Below are 13,628 nucleotides of genomic sequence, written 5' to 3'. Positions count from 1 at the left end.
TTTTCTCATTATTCTGTTATCGGAATCCAGCATCAGAAAAAAGTGTCCACGCTTTCGAGCAGGTTGTAGTCATCGTCGATCACCCGTATCTGCCGCCATTTGTCGAAGGTAAGGCAGGGGTGCGAGGTAGAGAGAGCGATGATATCCCCAACCTGCAAATCGCAATTTGCGGGAGTCCGCATCATCGCGTGCTGGTCCATGATCGCGCTCAGTGTCCACTGCGGGTCCGCGTTTTGCGGCACTGTGTCCCGCCCAGGACGAAAATGCAGTTCTGGTTTTGGCAGTCCCGCATCAAAGGCCGCATCCCGTTTGCCGAAGGCGAGAATCGCCATGCCGGCTTCGGGAATGGATTGTACATAGGCCCAGATTTCCAGGCTCGACTGCAGGTCGTCCGATGGGCTACAACACTTGTCCTCTTCCAGCCGCTGCATAACAGCGGCCTGGGCGTCTGCGTAGATACCGCGGTCGTGGATCAGGTAGCAGCCGGGGCGGATCAGCGGCACCAGGCGCGGCTCGTTATGATCGGTAAACACGACGGTCACCAGATCGTACCAGGCGGAACCGGCGCCGCTCAGGATCACCTGCTGGGTGTCGAAGCGGTTTTCCGCGAGCAGGGCGAGGCAAAGTTCGCGGGTATTGATCAGGTGTTCACGCACGCGATCCTCCACCGTGTCGTCACTGGCGTCGCGGCCGTGAATCAATCCCTCATAGGTCTCAATCCCGCCCAGCTGCAGTTGTGGCCAGTTGGCGATTTCGTCACACACGACGCGGGCCTGCTGTGCATTTCGGCAACCGGTGCGGCCTCCGGGTACACCGAATTCCAGCAAGAGCTTCAGCGGCTTTTCCTGTTCCGAGAAGTAGCGCCCGAGCTGACGCGCATTTTCTGCGGAATCCACCAGGCAGAAAAATTCCAGCTCGGGAAAGTCCCGCTGGAGTTTTGCGATCTCGGCGAAGTTCGGTTTTCCCACCAGCTGATTGGCCATCAGTATCCGGGAAATACCGGCTTCCGCGGCGACCCGGCACTGGGCGGGATTGGCCAGGGTCATACCCCAGGCACCGGCCTGCTGCTGCAGCTTGAAAAAGGCGGGGACCATGGTGGTTTTGCCGTGGGGCGCCAGCCCAACATCCCGTTCATCGGCGAAGCGCTGCATCCAGTTGAGGTTGTGCATCAGTCGCGAGCGGTAGATCACGGCGGCGGGCAGGGTTATCTCTTCCCGCAACAAATTGGGTGTGTGTGTGTGCATCAAATCCTGTCCCTGCTGTTCTTCACCAGTCTTCGTTATTTGTCTTGGTAGAAAATACCACAAATTTAAATCAAGTGTTGAAAGTAACAAACACGATACCTATACTGGCCCGACTTACGTACCATCAATATCCGAACCGCCCGGCGGCGGTTGTCCTCCAGAAGCAGTCGCAAAACAGGATAAGTCATCGTGAGTCACGAACCGGATATTGTGTCGAAAATAAATGGTCACTACGGCCAGCTGCGGGATGCAGAACAGAAGATCGCCCGTCTGGTGGTCGACGATATCAGCTTCGCCGCCCACGCCAGTATCAGCGAGCTGGCGGACAAGGCCGGGGTCAGCGAGGCCACCATTACCCGCTTTGCCAAAGCGGTGGGTTGCAAAAATGTGCGCGACCTGAAACTGCGCCTGGCCCAGGCGCTGGCCGTGGGTCAGCGCTTTTACACCGAAGTAAAGACAGAGCCCGGAGCCAACTACGGGGTTTACGATGAAATTAAAGCGGCGCTGGATCACAACGCGCGGCTGATTACCGAAGCCGTCATCGAACCGGCCGTGACGTCCCTGGTGGGGGCGCGGCAGATTTTGATTTTTGGTGTGGGTGGTGGTTCCACCGTGATGGCGCAGGAATGCCAGCACCGCTTTTTTCGCCTCGGATTTGCCGCTACCGCTTATTCCGATCCCATGCTGATGCGCATGGCGGCCTCGACTATTGATAGCAGCGATGTGGTGCTGTGCCTCTCCCTGGGCGGTTACAGTCCGGATGTTCAGGAGGCAGCAGAGATTGCCCGGGAATACGGCGCGACCATTGTGGGTGTAACCGTTGCGGATTCTCCCCTGGCGAAAGTGCTGCATCACCTGGTGCCAATGGAACCATTGGAGACCGATTACATTTTCAAGCCCAGTGCCTCGCGTTACGTCATGTTGGCGGCGATCGATGTGCTGGCCACTGAGCTGGCCGTAAAACAGAAGCGCAAAAGTCGCGAGGCATTACGCCGGCTCAAACACACACTGGATAGCCACAAGCACGGCGAAGATCGCCTGCCTCTGGGGGACTGACCAGCACCGCAGATTTTGGCGCACAGGATAGTGGATGACTTTCGATACGGTAATTCGCAATGCCCAGGTTATCGATGGCAGTGGTGCCGCAGCGGTTTGCGCAGACCTTGCCATTAGCGGGGGTAACATCGAGCGAATGACCGCAGTGGCGCATGGTGGCATTCGCGAATCCGGGCGAGAAGAAGTGGATGCTACCGGTCTCTGTCTGACGCCGGGGTTTATCGATGTACACACCCACGACGACCTGGAGGTTATCCACAACCCCAAAGTGCCGGCCAAGATCAGCCAGGGGGTGACCACCGTCATTGTGGGTAACTGCGGTATCAGTGCCAGCCCGGTCACCCTGAAAAGCGATCCCCCAGATCCGCTCAACCTGCTCGGCGGGCGCGAACGCTTCTCCTACCCCAGGTTTTCCGATTACGCCCACGCCGTGCAAAAGGCGCGCCCGAATATCAATGTGGCCGCACTGGTCGGCCATACCTCCCTCCGCAACAACCATATGCCGGACCTGCAGCGCTCGGCCTCGACTGACGAACTCGCAGCCATGCGCCTGCAATTGCGCGAGGCGCTTCAGCAGGGCGCCATCGGGCTCAGTTCTGGCCTTGCCTACGGCAGCGCAAAATGCGCGGATACCGCGGAAGTGTTGGAAATGGTTGCCGAGTTGGCGGCACAGGGCGGGGTCTACACCACCCATTTGCGCACCGAGTTTGACCGCATTCTTGAGGCCATTGATGAGGCGTTGATGACGGCCGGTGAGCATCGTGTGCCGCTGATTATTTCCCACCTGAAATGCGCGGGCCGCGGCAACTGGGGCCGCAGTAGTGAAGTGCTGGAAAAACTGGACCTAGCGGCGCCACACCAGAAACTGGCCTGCGACTGCTACCCCTACACCGCCAGCTCCAGCACCCTGGATCTTGCGCAGGTGAACGACGATATCGAGATCTTTATTACCTGGTCTGAGACATTTCCGGAGCAGGGCGGGCGGCGTTTGGCGGATATCGCGCGGGAGTGGAGTCTTTCCAATTACGCGGCGGCAGAGAAGTTGCAGCCGGCGGGTGCGGTATACCACTGTATGAGTGACGCGGATGTACAGAATATTCTGGCCCATCCGTTGACGATGGTGGGCTCGGATGGTCTACCCAATGACCCGCATCCGCACCCGCGCTTGTGGGGAGCTTTTCCACGCGTGCTTGCCCATTACGGACGAGACCTGAAGCTATTCGACCTGGCCACGGCGGTGCACAAAATGACCGGACTTTCCGCGACCAATTTTGGTTTGGCGAACCGGGGTTTTATCCGCGAGGGCTATTGTGCGGACCTGGTGTTGTTTGATTATGCGCGGCTGGAATCCATGGCCGACTATTCGCAACCGCAATTGCCTGCGCGGGGAATTCGGCGGGTCTGGGTGAATGGGGTTTGTAGCTATTCCGATGGTGACGTTCTCGACGCTCGCAGTGGTTCTTTTTTGTTTCGCGCGTGATTTTTAGTGTGTTGGTGCTCTGTTCTCCTGCGGTGGCGGCGGAGCACCGGGTAAAGCTTTTCGGGACCGCTGTGAACCCATCCCTGGGCGCTGCGGCGCAAACATCCTGTTTGCGACGCTCCCGAAAAGCTTTACCCGGCACTCCACCTTAATATCGGGCAGATTGACTTCGAATAGAGAGAGTGACTTTTTCAACAGTCTATTCGTCGTCCTGAAGGCGCAATTTTTTCTTACGAAGTGGTAAAGCCAGAATGGAAGGAAGAGCGTCGGGCAAGGCTTTTCGAAAGCGTGAGCGACAGGGACGTCGCTCACGCAGCGTACAGGGATGTATTCACAGCGGTTTCGAAAAGCCTTGCCCGATGATCTTCCGCCACCAAATCCAAATCAAAGCGCACCACCAAACCAACGACAGGGTAGTAACATGATTCAGAGATTCGGCGTCGAAGGCGGTACAGGTACCGGGGGCCAACACCTGCCATTTTCCAGTGCAGTGGAAGCCGGTGGCTTTCTTTATGTCTCGGGCCAGACCCCAATGCGCGATGGCGAAGTGGTGGAGGGCGGTATCGTCGAGCAGTCGCAACTGGCGATCGACAATTGCTTTGCGATCATGGACAGGGCGGGTTACGGCGTCCAGGACGTGGTGCACGTAACCGTTATTTTGACCGATGCGCGATACTTTCAATCCTTCAATAAAGTCTTCAAAGAAAATTTCGGGGACAACCCGCCCGCGCGCATCTGTTCCGTGTGCGATCTGGTAGTGGACTGCAAGGTGGAAGTTGGCATAGTTTGTTACCGTGATCCGGCAAAATAAACGCTATGTCTGAAACAAGAAAATAAACTTAAAAAAACGCGTTCAACAAGAATAAATTCCCAATATGAATGCAGACTATTTCCTGGCCGCGTTCGGCCTCTACATCGTATTCCTAATTGCCATCGGCTGGTTTGTCAGTCGTCACCAGAAAAGTGGTGACGACTTTTTACTGGCCGGTCGCAGTCTGCCCATCTTCCTCACCGTAGGCACCACCGTGGCCACCATGGTCGGCACCGGCTCCTCCATGGGCGCGGTGGGGTTTGGCTATGGCCACGGTTGGGGCGGAGCGCTTTACGGTGTTGGCGGTGCGGTGGGTATCCTGCTGCTGGGAATCCTGTTTGCGCCGGTGCGCGCGCAGCGCTTCTCCACCATGAGCGAAGAGCTGGCGTCCTATGTGGGAGACCAGCCGCTGGTCAAAAAAGTCGTTGCCCTGCTGATCTTTATTGCCTGCCTGGGTTGGCTGGGTGCACATATTCTCGGTGGCAGCCTGTATCTGGCCTGGATTGCGGGTATCGACCTGCAGCTGGCCAAACTGCTGGTGGCCCTGGGCTTCGCCGTTTTTGTGGTGATCGGCGGTTACCACGCGGTAGTGTGGACCGATACCCTGCAGGCACTGGTGCTGTTTACCGGTTTTATGCTGATGGCCGGGTTTGCACTGCACCAGGTGGGCGGCTGGGAGGCAATGCTGGCGGCGCAGCCGGCATCGCACCGCAATCCACTGGCTGCAGACTCCATCGGTCTTCTGCCCTCCATATCCCTGGCGGTCGTTATCGCGGTGGGGGTTCTGGCAACCCCTTCCTTTCGCCAGCGGATCTATTCCGCGCGCAGCGTGGCTTCGGTGCGCCGCTCCTTTTTTATTTCCGGCTCCCTGTATCTGGGTTTTTCCCTGGTGCCGGCGATCATCGGTATGTGCGCCTATGTACTGAGCCCCGAGCTGGATAACCGCAACTATGCATTCCCCTTTCTCGCCATCGAGGTACTGCCACTCACCATCGGTTTGATTGTGCTGCTCGCGGGGCTCTCCGCCACCATGTCCAGTGCCAGCTCGGACGCCATTGCCGGGGTGTCGATCCTGGTGCGGGACTTTTCTCGAGACTTTTCCCGCCCCCCTGCCCGGAAGCCTGCTCCAAACCCTGCGCAGCCGGAAACGGGAGCGTCTGACTCCATCCGTCGATCGCGTATCGGGTTGGTACTGGTGATTGGCGCCGCACTGGGGCTGGCGATGCTGTCGGATGACCTGATCGGCTACATCGGCAAGATGATTTCCACCGTGATGGCCGGGCTGTTCGTCTGCGGCATGCTGGGGCGTTTCTGGCCCCGGTACACCTGGCAGGGGGCCCTGGCTTCATTGCTGGCGGGGGCGATGGCTTCGATATTGGTGATGGTTACCGCCAATGAATATTGGGGCAACCCCATATTGCCTGCGGTATTCGCCGCGCTGGTCGCGGGAGTACTGGTGAGTCTGGTTACCGGTGCACCGCGCGCGGTTGTTGAATCAGACCCGGAGTTCGACGCGGGCTGAGGTCGCATCGCCGCAAATTCTGGCACTGAATACCCCCTCGCTCTATTATCTCCCGATTGACTCGGGGGAGCTGTACTGCAGTTTCCGATACAAATTCAATAAATACATTTTATAAATACGAGAGACTGCATGAAACGGAAACTGTTTTTCCTGTTGGCCTGCACTTTTGCCGGGCATTCTTCTGCTGAACAGCTCACTATCGATAGATTGTTCTCTGACCCCGCGTTGAGCGGTACCAGCCCGCGGGCGCTGCAGTATTCGCCGGACGGCAGCCGCGTCACCTTCCTCAAGGGACGAGAAGAAGATTACAACCGCTACGACCTGTGGGAATACAGTGTGAACGACGGGGAAACCCGTATGCTGGTCGACTCCGACAAGCTGCACAGCGGTGAAGAAAAACTTTCCGACGAAGAGAAGGCTCGCCGCGAGCGCCAGCGTATTTTCGGCAGCGGTATCATGGAATACAGCTGGTCCAAAGACGGTAAGTCCCTGCTGTTCCCCCTCGCAGGCGATGTGTTCTTCTACGACGTGGCCAAAGCCAAATCCAAGCGCCTGACCGAAACCGAAGCCTTCGAGACCGATGTGCGGGTTTCCCCCAAAGGCCATTTCGTTTCCTTTATCCGCGACCAGAATATTTTTGTGGTGGACCTGAATACCGGTAAAGAGCGTCAGCTCACCACCGATGGCAAGGGCCCGATCAAGAACGGTATGGCGGAATTTGTGGCCCAGGAAGAAATGGACCGTATGACCGGCTACTGGTGGTCGCCGGATGAAAAACGCATTGCGTTCCTGCAGGTGGACGAGAGCCCGGTTGATGAAGTGACCCGCAGCGAAATTTATGCGGACCGCATCGATATGATCCAGCAGCGCTACCCTGCGGCCGGACGCCCCAATGTCAAAATCAAACTGGGTGTACTGGACATCGCCAGTGGCAAAACCCAGTGGCTGGACCTCGGCAAAAACCAGGACATTTATATTCCACGGGTAAAATGGGCGCGGGATAACCTGCTGTCCTATCAATGGCAGAACCGCAGCCAGCAGAAACTGGAACTGCGTTTTGTGGATATCCCCAGCGGAAAGACCCGTACCGCACTGACCGAAACCAGCGATACCTGGGTTAACCTGTTCCACGACCTGCGTTTCCTGAAAGACAGCGACCGCTTTATCTGGGCGTCGGAAAAAGGCGGTTTCAAACACCTGTACCTGTACGATTTCAACGGCAAGCAGCTGGCACAGCTTACCCGGGGCGACTGGGCGATCGACCAGGTTGAGGCGGTGGATGAAAAATCCGGCAAGGTTTATTTCACCGGCCGCAAAGATACGCCGCTGGAGCGTCACCTGTATGTGACCAACCTCGATGGAAAAGCGGAAGCAGCGAAGATTTCCAGCCGCTCCGGTATGCACAGCATTGCCTTTGCGGATGATGCATCCGGTTATATTGATCGCTACTCCAATCCGACCACGCCAACCCAGGTCAGCCTGCACGGTATCGATGGCAAGCGCATTACCTGGCTGCAGGAAAACAAGGTTGAGAAAGGGCACCCGCTGTACCCGTATATGAGTGACTGGATCACTCCGGAGTTCGGTGAGATCAAGGCGCCGGAAGGCCACACCCTGTATTACCGCATGTACAAGCCGGCGGGCTTCGATCCGAAGAAAACCTATCCGGTAATGGTATTCCTGTACGGCGGCCCGCACGCGCAGCTGGTCACCAATAGCTGGGACAGACCGTTCAACCAGTTCATGGCCCAACAGGGTTATGTGGTCTTTACCCTGGATAACCGCGGCTCAGCCAATCGCGGTAAAAAGTTTGAAGATCCCATTTTCCAGAAAATGGGTAGTGTAGAGGTGGATGACCAGGTCACCGGGGTGAAATTCCTGCGCAACCTGCCGTTTGTTGATCCGGAGCGTATTGGTGTTTACGGCCACAGCTACGGTGGCTATATGACGCTGATGACCATGTTCAAAGCGGGAGATTACTTCAAGGCGGGCATCTCCGGTGCACCGGTAACCGGCTGGGAGCTGTACGACACCCATTACACCGAGCGCTATATGGGCAACCCGAACCAGGTGCCGAAAGCTTACGAGGCATCGTCGGTATTCCCCTATGCCAAGGACCTGAAAGGCCCTCTGCTGATATATCATGGAATGGCGGATGACAATGTGTTGTTCACCAATACCACCAAGCTGGTGAAGCAGTTGCAGGACAATGGCCAGCAGTTCGAGTTGATGACTTACCCGGGCAAAAAACACAGTATGCGCGGCAAGGAAACCGGAAAGCACTGGCATCAGATGATGAAGGACTTTTTTGATCGTACGCTGAAAGCGACGGACTGAGTTCGCCAGGCCAGATTGAAATAAGTTGGAATACGTTGAAATAAAAAGGGGCTTCCACTGGAAGCCCCTTTTTTAATGCCGGTTACTTCAATTCCCGCAGGTGCCCTGCAAACGCAGCAGTGGCCCCTGACCAGTTTCCTTGGAGGTCATGTCCACACCGTTACTGCCGCTTTCGGCGGCGATGACCAACCCGGTGTTGCTACCGCTCAGCCAGGTTTCCACGATACCCGAAGACAGCAGGTCTACCTGGAAAGTGCCGGTACCGTTGGGGACAAAAGTGGCCAGGGGATTACCGAGGATGCTGCTGCCACCCACGCTGTTCCAGGTGGCCGAATCTTCCTGCCAGTCGCTATTTGCCCGATAGAAACCGAAGGTGTTACTCGAGCGGTTGGTGACATTCAGCTCAAGCAGGGCCTGGGTAAAGTTGCTGCAGGTTTCGACACCGGCGAGATCGAACTTGATCAGGGTGTACAACTCGCCGTACTGGCGATCGCTGCCATCGGCCAACAGGCCATCGCTGTCGCCATCAAAGTTGGTGCCGCTTTGACCCGAACCCACAAACACATCATCAGAGGCCGCCTGCACCAATGGCTGGCTGCTGCCCGAACCGGACGAACTGCCAGAAGAGCTGCCTGACGAGCTGCTACTGGAAGAGCCGCCGGAGCTGGAAGAGCTGCTGGAAGACCCGGTGCTGCCGCAGTCGGCATCCAGATACAGTACCGGGGCCACACCGGTTTCCTTGGAGCTCATGTCTACACCGTCGCTGCCACCCAGGGACGCGATCACCAGGCCGGTATTGCTGCCATTCAGCCAGGCATCGACGGCACTACTATCGAGCGCAATTTGTGTCAGGCCGGTAGTCGCGGGGGTAAAACTGGCCAGCTGGCTGCCCTGGATACCGGTGCCGCCGATGCTGCCCCAGGTCGCAGACGCTTCCTGCCAATCGCTGCCGGCAACAAATACGCCGAAACTGCTGTTGGAGTAGTTGGTGACATTCACTTCGAGAGTGACGTTGCTGAAATTACTGCAGCTGGCGACATCGTCCAGATCGAATTTCAACAGGGTCATCATCTGCCCGTAGGTGGTGTCAGAACCGTCTGCCAGCAGACCTTCGTTACTGCCGTCGTAGTTGGTGCCCGTCTGGTTGGCGGTGACAAAGACGTCGTCGCTCACCGCAAGGGCGTACCCCTGGCCACCGGATCCGCTGGAGCCACTGGAGGAGCCGCCCGAACTGCTGGAAGAGCCGCTGGAGGAACTGCCGTCGCTGATCACGCTGCGGTTGCTGGCGTTGCGGGTGAGGGTCATGGCTTCGCCCACCTGGTTGGCGCTCCACCAGTTGACGTTGCTCGGCAGTGCCAGTGCATCTGCCGCGCGGTCGCTGCGACTCAGGGTGCTGGCAGATGTATCGAACTGCGCAGTGCGCACGGTCAGTTCACTGGGGCTGACCTGGATGACCTTGAACTGCTGGATACTGGCCAGGTCGATGGTCCAGGATTTTGGATCGTTTGCGGAGCGTGCCGGTGCCCCCCAGCTGCCTTCGCCCACATACACGGTGCCGCCGTTTGATGCGGTGACAAAGCCATTGCCACTGGGCGCAACCGCCTGGGTCAGCTTGGTCATGTGGGTGTCGGATTCCACCACCAGGTTCATGCTGTAGTCGTAGAAATTTTGCGCCCACCAGCTGTGCAGTGTGAGGTTGTCAGACTTGCCGGTGTAGTGCGGGAACATGGGTTTGTGGTACTGGGCAAAACGCCACTGGGCACTGCCGCCGTAGCTGGCGAGGTCGCTCTGTAGCCAGTTGTTCATGGCCGAGGCGTAGGAGGACCAGCCGCTGTTCTGGAACTGGCTGTTTAGGGTGTAAACCCGCAGCAGTGGGGAAATTTGTACCGCACCGTAAGTGTCACTGGGATTGCAATTGCCATCGCCATTGAAGTCCGCGCCGAATACCAGGCACAGGGTGGAGTAATTGTCGTCCTCGTGGTTGCCGTGGGTGGGAATCAGCGGATAAATACGCTTGTAATCCAAACCGTCGATCTGGTCGCTGGAGTAGGTGAGTTCCCAGTCGTCCAGAAAGGCACTCATCTGCGAGGCGCTGTTGGCATCGGTAAAGTCGCCGCCGTGCATCACCGCCAGCGGGCGGATTTTTGCCAGCAATTGATTGCCCTGGCGGCGGTTGGTGTGGCCGGTGCGGGTATCGCCACCGGCGATCACCACGAAGGGCGAGTTGTCATTGGGTGCGGTTTTAAACCAGAAGCGATCGCCGCAACCGTCCTGGTCACATACACGGTAAAACACCTCGGAATCTGCCGGCAGGTTTTCCAATCGCACAAAGTGGCTGCTGATACTGCCGTCGAAGGTGCGGCTCGCATCCACGCCGGCACTGGTCCAGGCGCTTTCGTCGGTGGAGTAGCCGTAACTCACATAAGGATTGGAACTGTTACCATCGGGTGAGAAGCCGATGACGGCACTGTTGCGGCCGTCGTTGTCCCAAATCAGGCGGTGGTGTTTGGTGGCTGCATTGATGTCGGTTGCCGCAAGGCCCAGCAGCAGGCCGGCGGTACCGGCGATTGCGCGCATCGCATTTTCGCGGGCAACACGAAAATGCTTGTTTCCCAGAAACTCTTTCATGGGGTTTTCCCTGGTCGAAGGATTATTTTAAATGTGGACGTTCGGAAGTTACTGCGCGGGGAAGTGTGCGAGGGATAAGTGACAGCTTGTTGAAGATTCCGAAACCAGGCGCACAAAGGCCGCATTGCGGTGTGGAATTGTGATCGGTTGCCCATCCACAAAACTGATGGCAACGGCACTCCCGTCCAGCGCTTTGTAAACATCCTGTAACGGGACTTCCTGTTTTGAAGTCCAGTAATCACCGCGTTTGGTTTTTGGGAAAAAGGCGGTGTCGATAGTGGGCTGGCCCGCTTTGGCTTCGGTGTCCACCAGCGTGCGCATTTCATCGGCGCTGGGCAGGCGCCAGTCCTGTTGGCCACACAGCTGCTCCTGGCGTGCGCGTCGGATCAGATCCGCGGTATCACAGCGTTCGTCTTCAAAATAACAGTCGCCCCGGTTGGGGGTGCCCAGTGCGGACTCTTTCCCCGAGTTTTCCCCTGGTTCCCTGTACCAGGAGTAGGTCCACAGGCCATCGTGAATATTTTCACTGTCGGTTTTCACTTCCCACAACAGCCCGCTGCGCTGGTCGCACACACAGGGCCAGGGGCCGGCCCAATGGGGCAGTGGCTCGCCGCTGCCATCGATCTTGGTGAAGTGGTGTTGTGCCGGTTGCGGGGATTGCGGTTGGTGCAATGCTGCGGCCAACAGTCCCACAGTTGGCACGCAAAATACGATGAGTGAGCGCTGCCAAATGTTCATCGGGACAACTCCTGAGGAAGCTGCAGGCGGATCGCGCGGGTGTGGCGGGTGTGCGCCACCTGCGCATGGTCGAAGGCGGAAACCCACAGACAGGTGCCATCGACAATGGGAACATCCAGGGCGGAGCCGGTAACCCGCTTGCGCACAAATTCCAGGTTCCAGTAACCATCCCGCCACTGCCCGCGGGCGCGCACATCGGCGCGGTCGCCCTCGAAGCGGTTGGAGTTGTACATCACCGAAGGCATCACTGTGCCCTGTGGATAGCGTATGTCCTGCTCCGGCGAGTAGGGCTGGTAGTCGAACCAGGGAATGACCCAGTCGCGCGCGCGATTTGTTGGCAGCCCAGGATCAATGCCCTGCAGTGTTGCCAACTGCGCGGGGTCTGCCGGCAGGCGTTTTGGGACGATTACTTGCGGCTTGTACCACTGCCAGTTCATTACATAAGCGCCGGACTCCTTGCCGTCCTGCTGGTAGCCCGCGGTAAAGCGGCGCTCGCCCGGGCGCTCCTTGTCTGGCGGGCCGATAAAATTGTCATCCGCCAGGTACATGTCGTTGGTGCGCACCGCTTTCCAGTGCCACAGGTCATGCAATTGCCCGTCGCTACTGTAGTGGTACCCCTTGCCGTGCCAGTTGGCGGGGCGCTCGGCCAGCGGCTTGCGCCCCAGGTGCGCGGTACCCGCGGCCGCAAAGGCGCAGCTGGAAGAAAGCAGTACCGCGAATTTGTCTTCGTAGAAACGGGTCTCGTCAAAATTGTGGAAGCCTTGTTGTTGTACTTCCCAGCCCTGTGCTGTTTTCAGCAACGGCAGGTGCACCAGGCTTTGGCTGTCGTCGCGCCAGCGGGCCGATAGATAAAATTCCTCGCCGTTGCTGAGTGCCCGCAGGGTGACTTCGGTGGCGCCTTCGTCAAAGTTGGCACCGCCATCGGTGTAGACAGTAATGGGCATTGCCATTTGCCACTGCGGCTCGTCCGCGTTGCCGTCAATCTCTATGGGCGCGTGATCCGGGTCGAGCAGTGGTATAGCGGTGACTGCAAGCCGGAACTGGCTTTGCTGACTGGTTAAAAGCCAGGTGGCGGTGAAGACCAGTACAGCAATCCCGAGCAATGCGCCGCCGATCCATTGCCGGTGCCGGGAGCGATGGCCGGGCCTGGGGATGGCGACCAGTGCCAGGGACTGTCGCCCCCAGCGCGCCAGATACAGTCCGGCGTGGAGCAGTAGATAGAGCAGGGCGCCGAGGGCCGCGAGGAAGTGCCAGTCCCGCGGGTTCAGCCCGATTCCCCAATTTCCCCAACCGTAAAAGAGCAGCCAACCACTGAGCAGTGACAAACCCAGCAGCGGGTAACCGGCGCGAATGATTGCCCGGTGCCAGCCGGGCCAGTGTAGGCCACGGGCCTTTTTACTGTCGGTGGAATTTGTGCCGGCAGTCCGGTGGGCATTACTGGGAAATACGCGATAGGCGATGTAAGCAATCACTACCAGTGAAAACACCACGGCGCTGACGAAGTGCCATTGGATGACCCCGCCCTGGGGCAACAGTTCTTCAAACAGGCTTACCTGCGGGCGGGTGAGGCTGGCGATACGCAGTCCGGTCAACAGGCTGCACAGCAGCGCAGCTGCGGCGCAGGTGTGCAGCAGTATCCAGCGCAGGCTTTTGCGGTTGGCGGCCACCGGTTCCCCCGAATCATGGTGTAAAAGCGTGCGAGGTTAAGTTGGCGCGGTGGCAGTTTGATGACATGGACGACCGGTGGGACGAACGGGTGCACATTACGGTCAAATTATCCGCGCCTACTCCTAATCTCCATTAATCTAAATG

General features: G+C 58.0%; 9 protein-coding genes. 5 read left to right on the top strand and 4 right to left on the bottom strand.

Annotated features, from left to right (window positions below; all coding sequences use genetic code 11):
- Positions 1-32: 32 nt before the first annotated feature.
- Positions 33-1,244 (bottom strand): amino acid deaminase, encoded by a 1,212-nt coding sequence (locus M0G74_RS02975; protein WP_248214269.1) that lies wholly within the window; start codon positions 1,242-1,244, stop codon positions 33-35.
- Between the two features lie 189 nt (positions 1,245-1,433).
- Here M0G74_RS02975 and M0G74_RS18330 point away from each other — a divergent pair, with 189 nt between their 5' ends.
- The 5 genes from M0G74_RS18330 to M0G74_RS02950 all read left to right on the top strand — a co-directional run bounded on the left by M0G74_RS18330 (position 1,434) and on the right by M0G74_RS02950 (position 8,450).
- Positions 1,434-2,300 carry a MurR/RpiR family transcriptional regulator gene (locus M0G74_RS18330; RefSeq protein WP_160152522.1) on the top strand — a complete coding sequence of 289 codons (867 nt, stop codon included), beginning with the start codon at positions 1,434-1,436 and terminating at the stop codon, positions 2,298-2,300.
- 34 nt (positions 2,301-2,334) lie between these two features.
- The gene (locus M0G74_RS02965; RefSeq protein ID WP_248214265.1) at positions 2,335-3,780 is read left to right on the top strand and encodes a D-aminoacylase; all 1,446 of its coding nucleotides are present in this window, start codon (positions 2,335-2,337) and stop codon (positions 3,778-3,780) included.
- Between the two features lie 421 nt (positions 3,781-4,201).
- On the top strand, positions 4,202-4,591 hold the full coding sequence (locus M0G74_RS02960; RefSeq protein ID WP_248214262.1) for a RidA family protein: 390 nt from the start codon (positions 4,202-4,204) through the stop codon (positions 4,589-4,591).
- A gap of 64 nt (positions 4,592-4,655) precedes the next feature.
- Positions 4,656-6,113: a sodium:solute symporter family protein gene (locus M0G74_RS02955; protein ID WP_248214257.1), complete on the top strand. Its 1,458-nt coding sequence runs from the start codon at positions 4,656-4,658 to the stop codon at positions 6,111-6,113.
- A gap of 129 nt (positions 6,114-6,242) precedes the next feature.
- Positions 6,243-8,450: a S9 family peptidase gene (locus M0G74_RS02950; RefSeq protein ID WP_248214254.1), complete on the top strand. Its 2,208-nt coding sequence runs from the start codon at positions 6,243-6,245 to the stop codon at positions 8,448-8,450.
- Between the two features lie 87 nt (positions 8,451-8,537).
- On the opposite strand, the gene M0G74_RS02945 is transcribed toward M0G74_RS02950, so the two are convergent.
- Genes M0G74_RS02945 through M0G74_RS02935 form a run of 3 tightly spaced genes read right to left on the bottom strand, consistent with a single transcriptional unit; the run spans position 8,538 to position 13,483 of the window.
- Positions 8,538-11,078 carry a DNRLRE domain-containing protein gene (locus M0G74_RS02945; RefSeq protein WP_248214251.1) on the bottom strand — a complete coding sequence of 847 codons (2,541 nt, stop codon included), beginning with the start codon at positions 11,076-11,078 and terminating at the stop codon, positions 8,538-8,540.
- Positions 11,079-11,126: 48 nt separating this feature from the next.
- A complete protein-coding gene (locus M0G74_RS02940) occupies positions 11,127-11,816 on the bottom strand; it encodes a DUF1566 domain-containing protein (RefSeq protein WP_248214248.1) in 690 nt (229 codons plus the stop codon).
- A complete protein-coding gene (locus M0G74_RS02935) occupies positions 11,813-13,483 on the bottom strand; it encodes an ethylbenzene dehydrogenase-related protein (protein ID WP_248214247.1) in 1,671 nt (556 codons plus the stop codon). The genes M0G74_RS02940 and M0G74_RS02935 overlap by 4 nt, the downstream gene beginning before the upstream one ends.
- Between the last annotated feature and the right edge of the window lie 145 nt (positions 13,484-13,628).

Source organism: Microbulbifer sp. CAU 1566 (genome assembly GCF_023156515.1).
Classification (GTDB): domain Bacteria; phylum Pseudomonadota; class Gammaproteobacteria; order Pseudomonadales; family Cellvibrionaceae; genus Microbulbifer.
Note: the sequence above shows the minus strand (reverse complement) of the source record. Positions and strands in the feature narration are given on the sequence as shown.

Bases quoted from the DNA above. Each gene is read 5' to 3' on its own strand.
- M0G74_RS02975 (WP_248214269.1), bottom strand. From the start codon at position 1,244: ATGCACACACACACACCCAATTTGTTGCGGGAAGAGATAACCCTGCCC.
- M0G74_RS02950 (WP_248214254.1), top strand. From the start codon at position 6,243: ATGAAACGGAAACTGTTTTTCCTGTTGGCCTGCACTTTTGCCGGGCAT.
- M0G74_RS02945 (WP_248214251.1), bottom strand. From the start codon at position 11,078: ATGAAAGAGTTTCTGGGAAACAAGCATTTTCGTGTTGCCCGCGAAAAT.
- M0G74_RS02960 (WP_248214262.1), top strand. From the start codon at position 4,202: ATGATTCAGAGATTCGGCGTCGAAGGCGGTACAGGTACCGGGGGCCAA.
- M0G74_RS02940 (WP_248214248.1), bottom strand. From the start codon at position 11,816: ATGAACATTTGGCAGCGCTCACTCATCGTATTTTGCGTGCCAACTGTG.
- M0G74_RS02965 (WP_248214265.1), top strand. From the start codon at position 2,335: ATGACTTTCGATACGGTAATTCGCAATGCCCAGGTTATCGATGGCAGT.
- M0G74_RS02955 (WP_248214257.1), top strand. From the start codon at position 4,656: ATGAATGCAGACTATTTCCTGGCCGCGTTCGGCCTCTACATCGTATTC.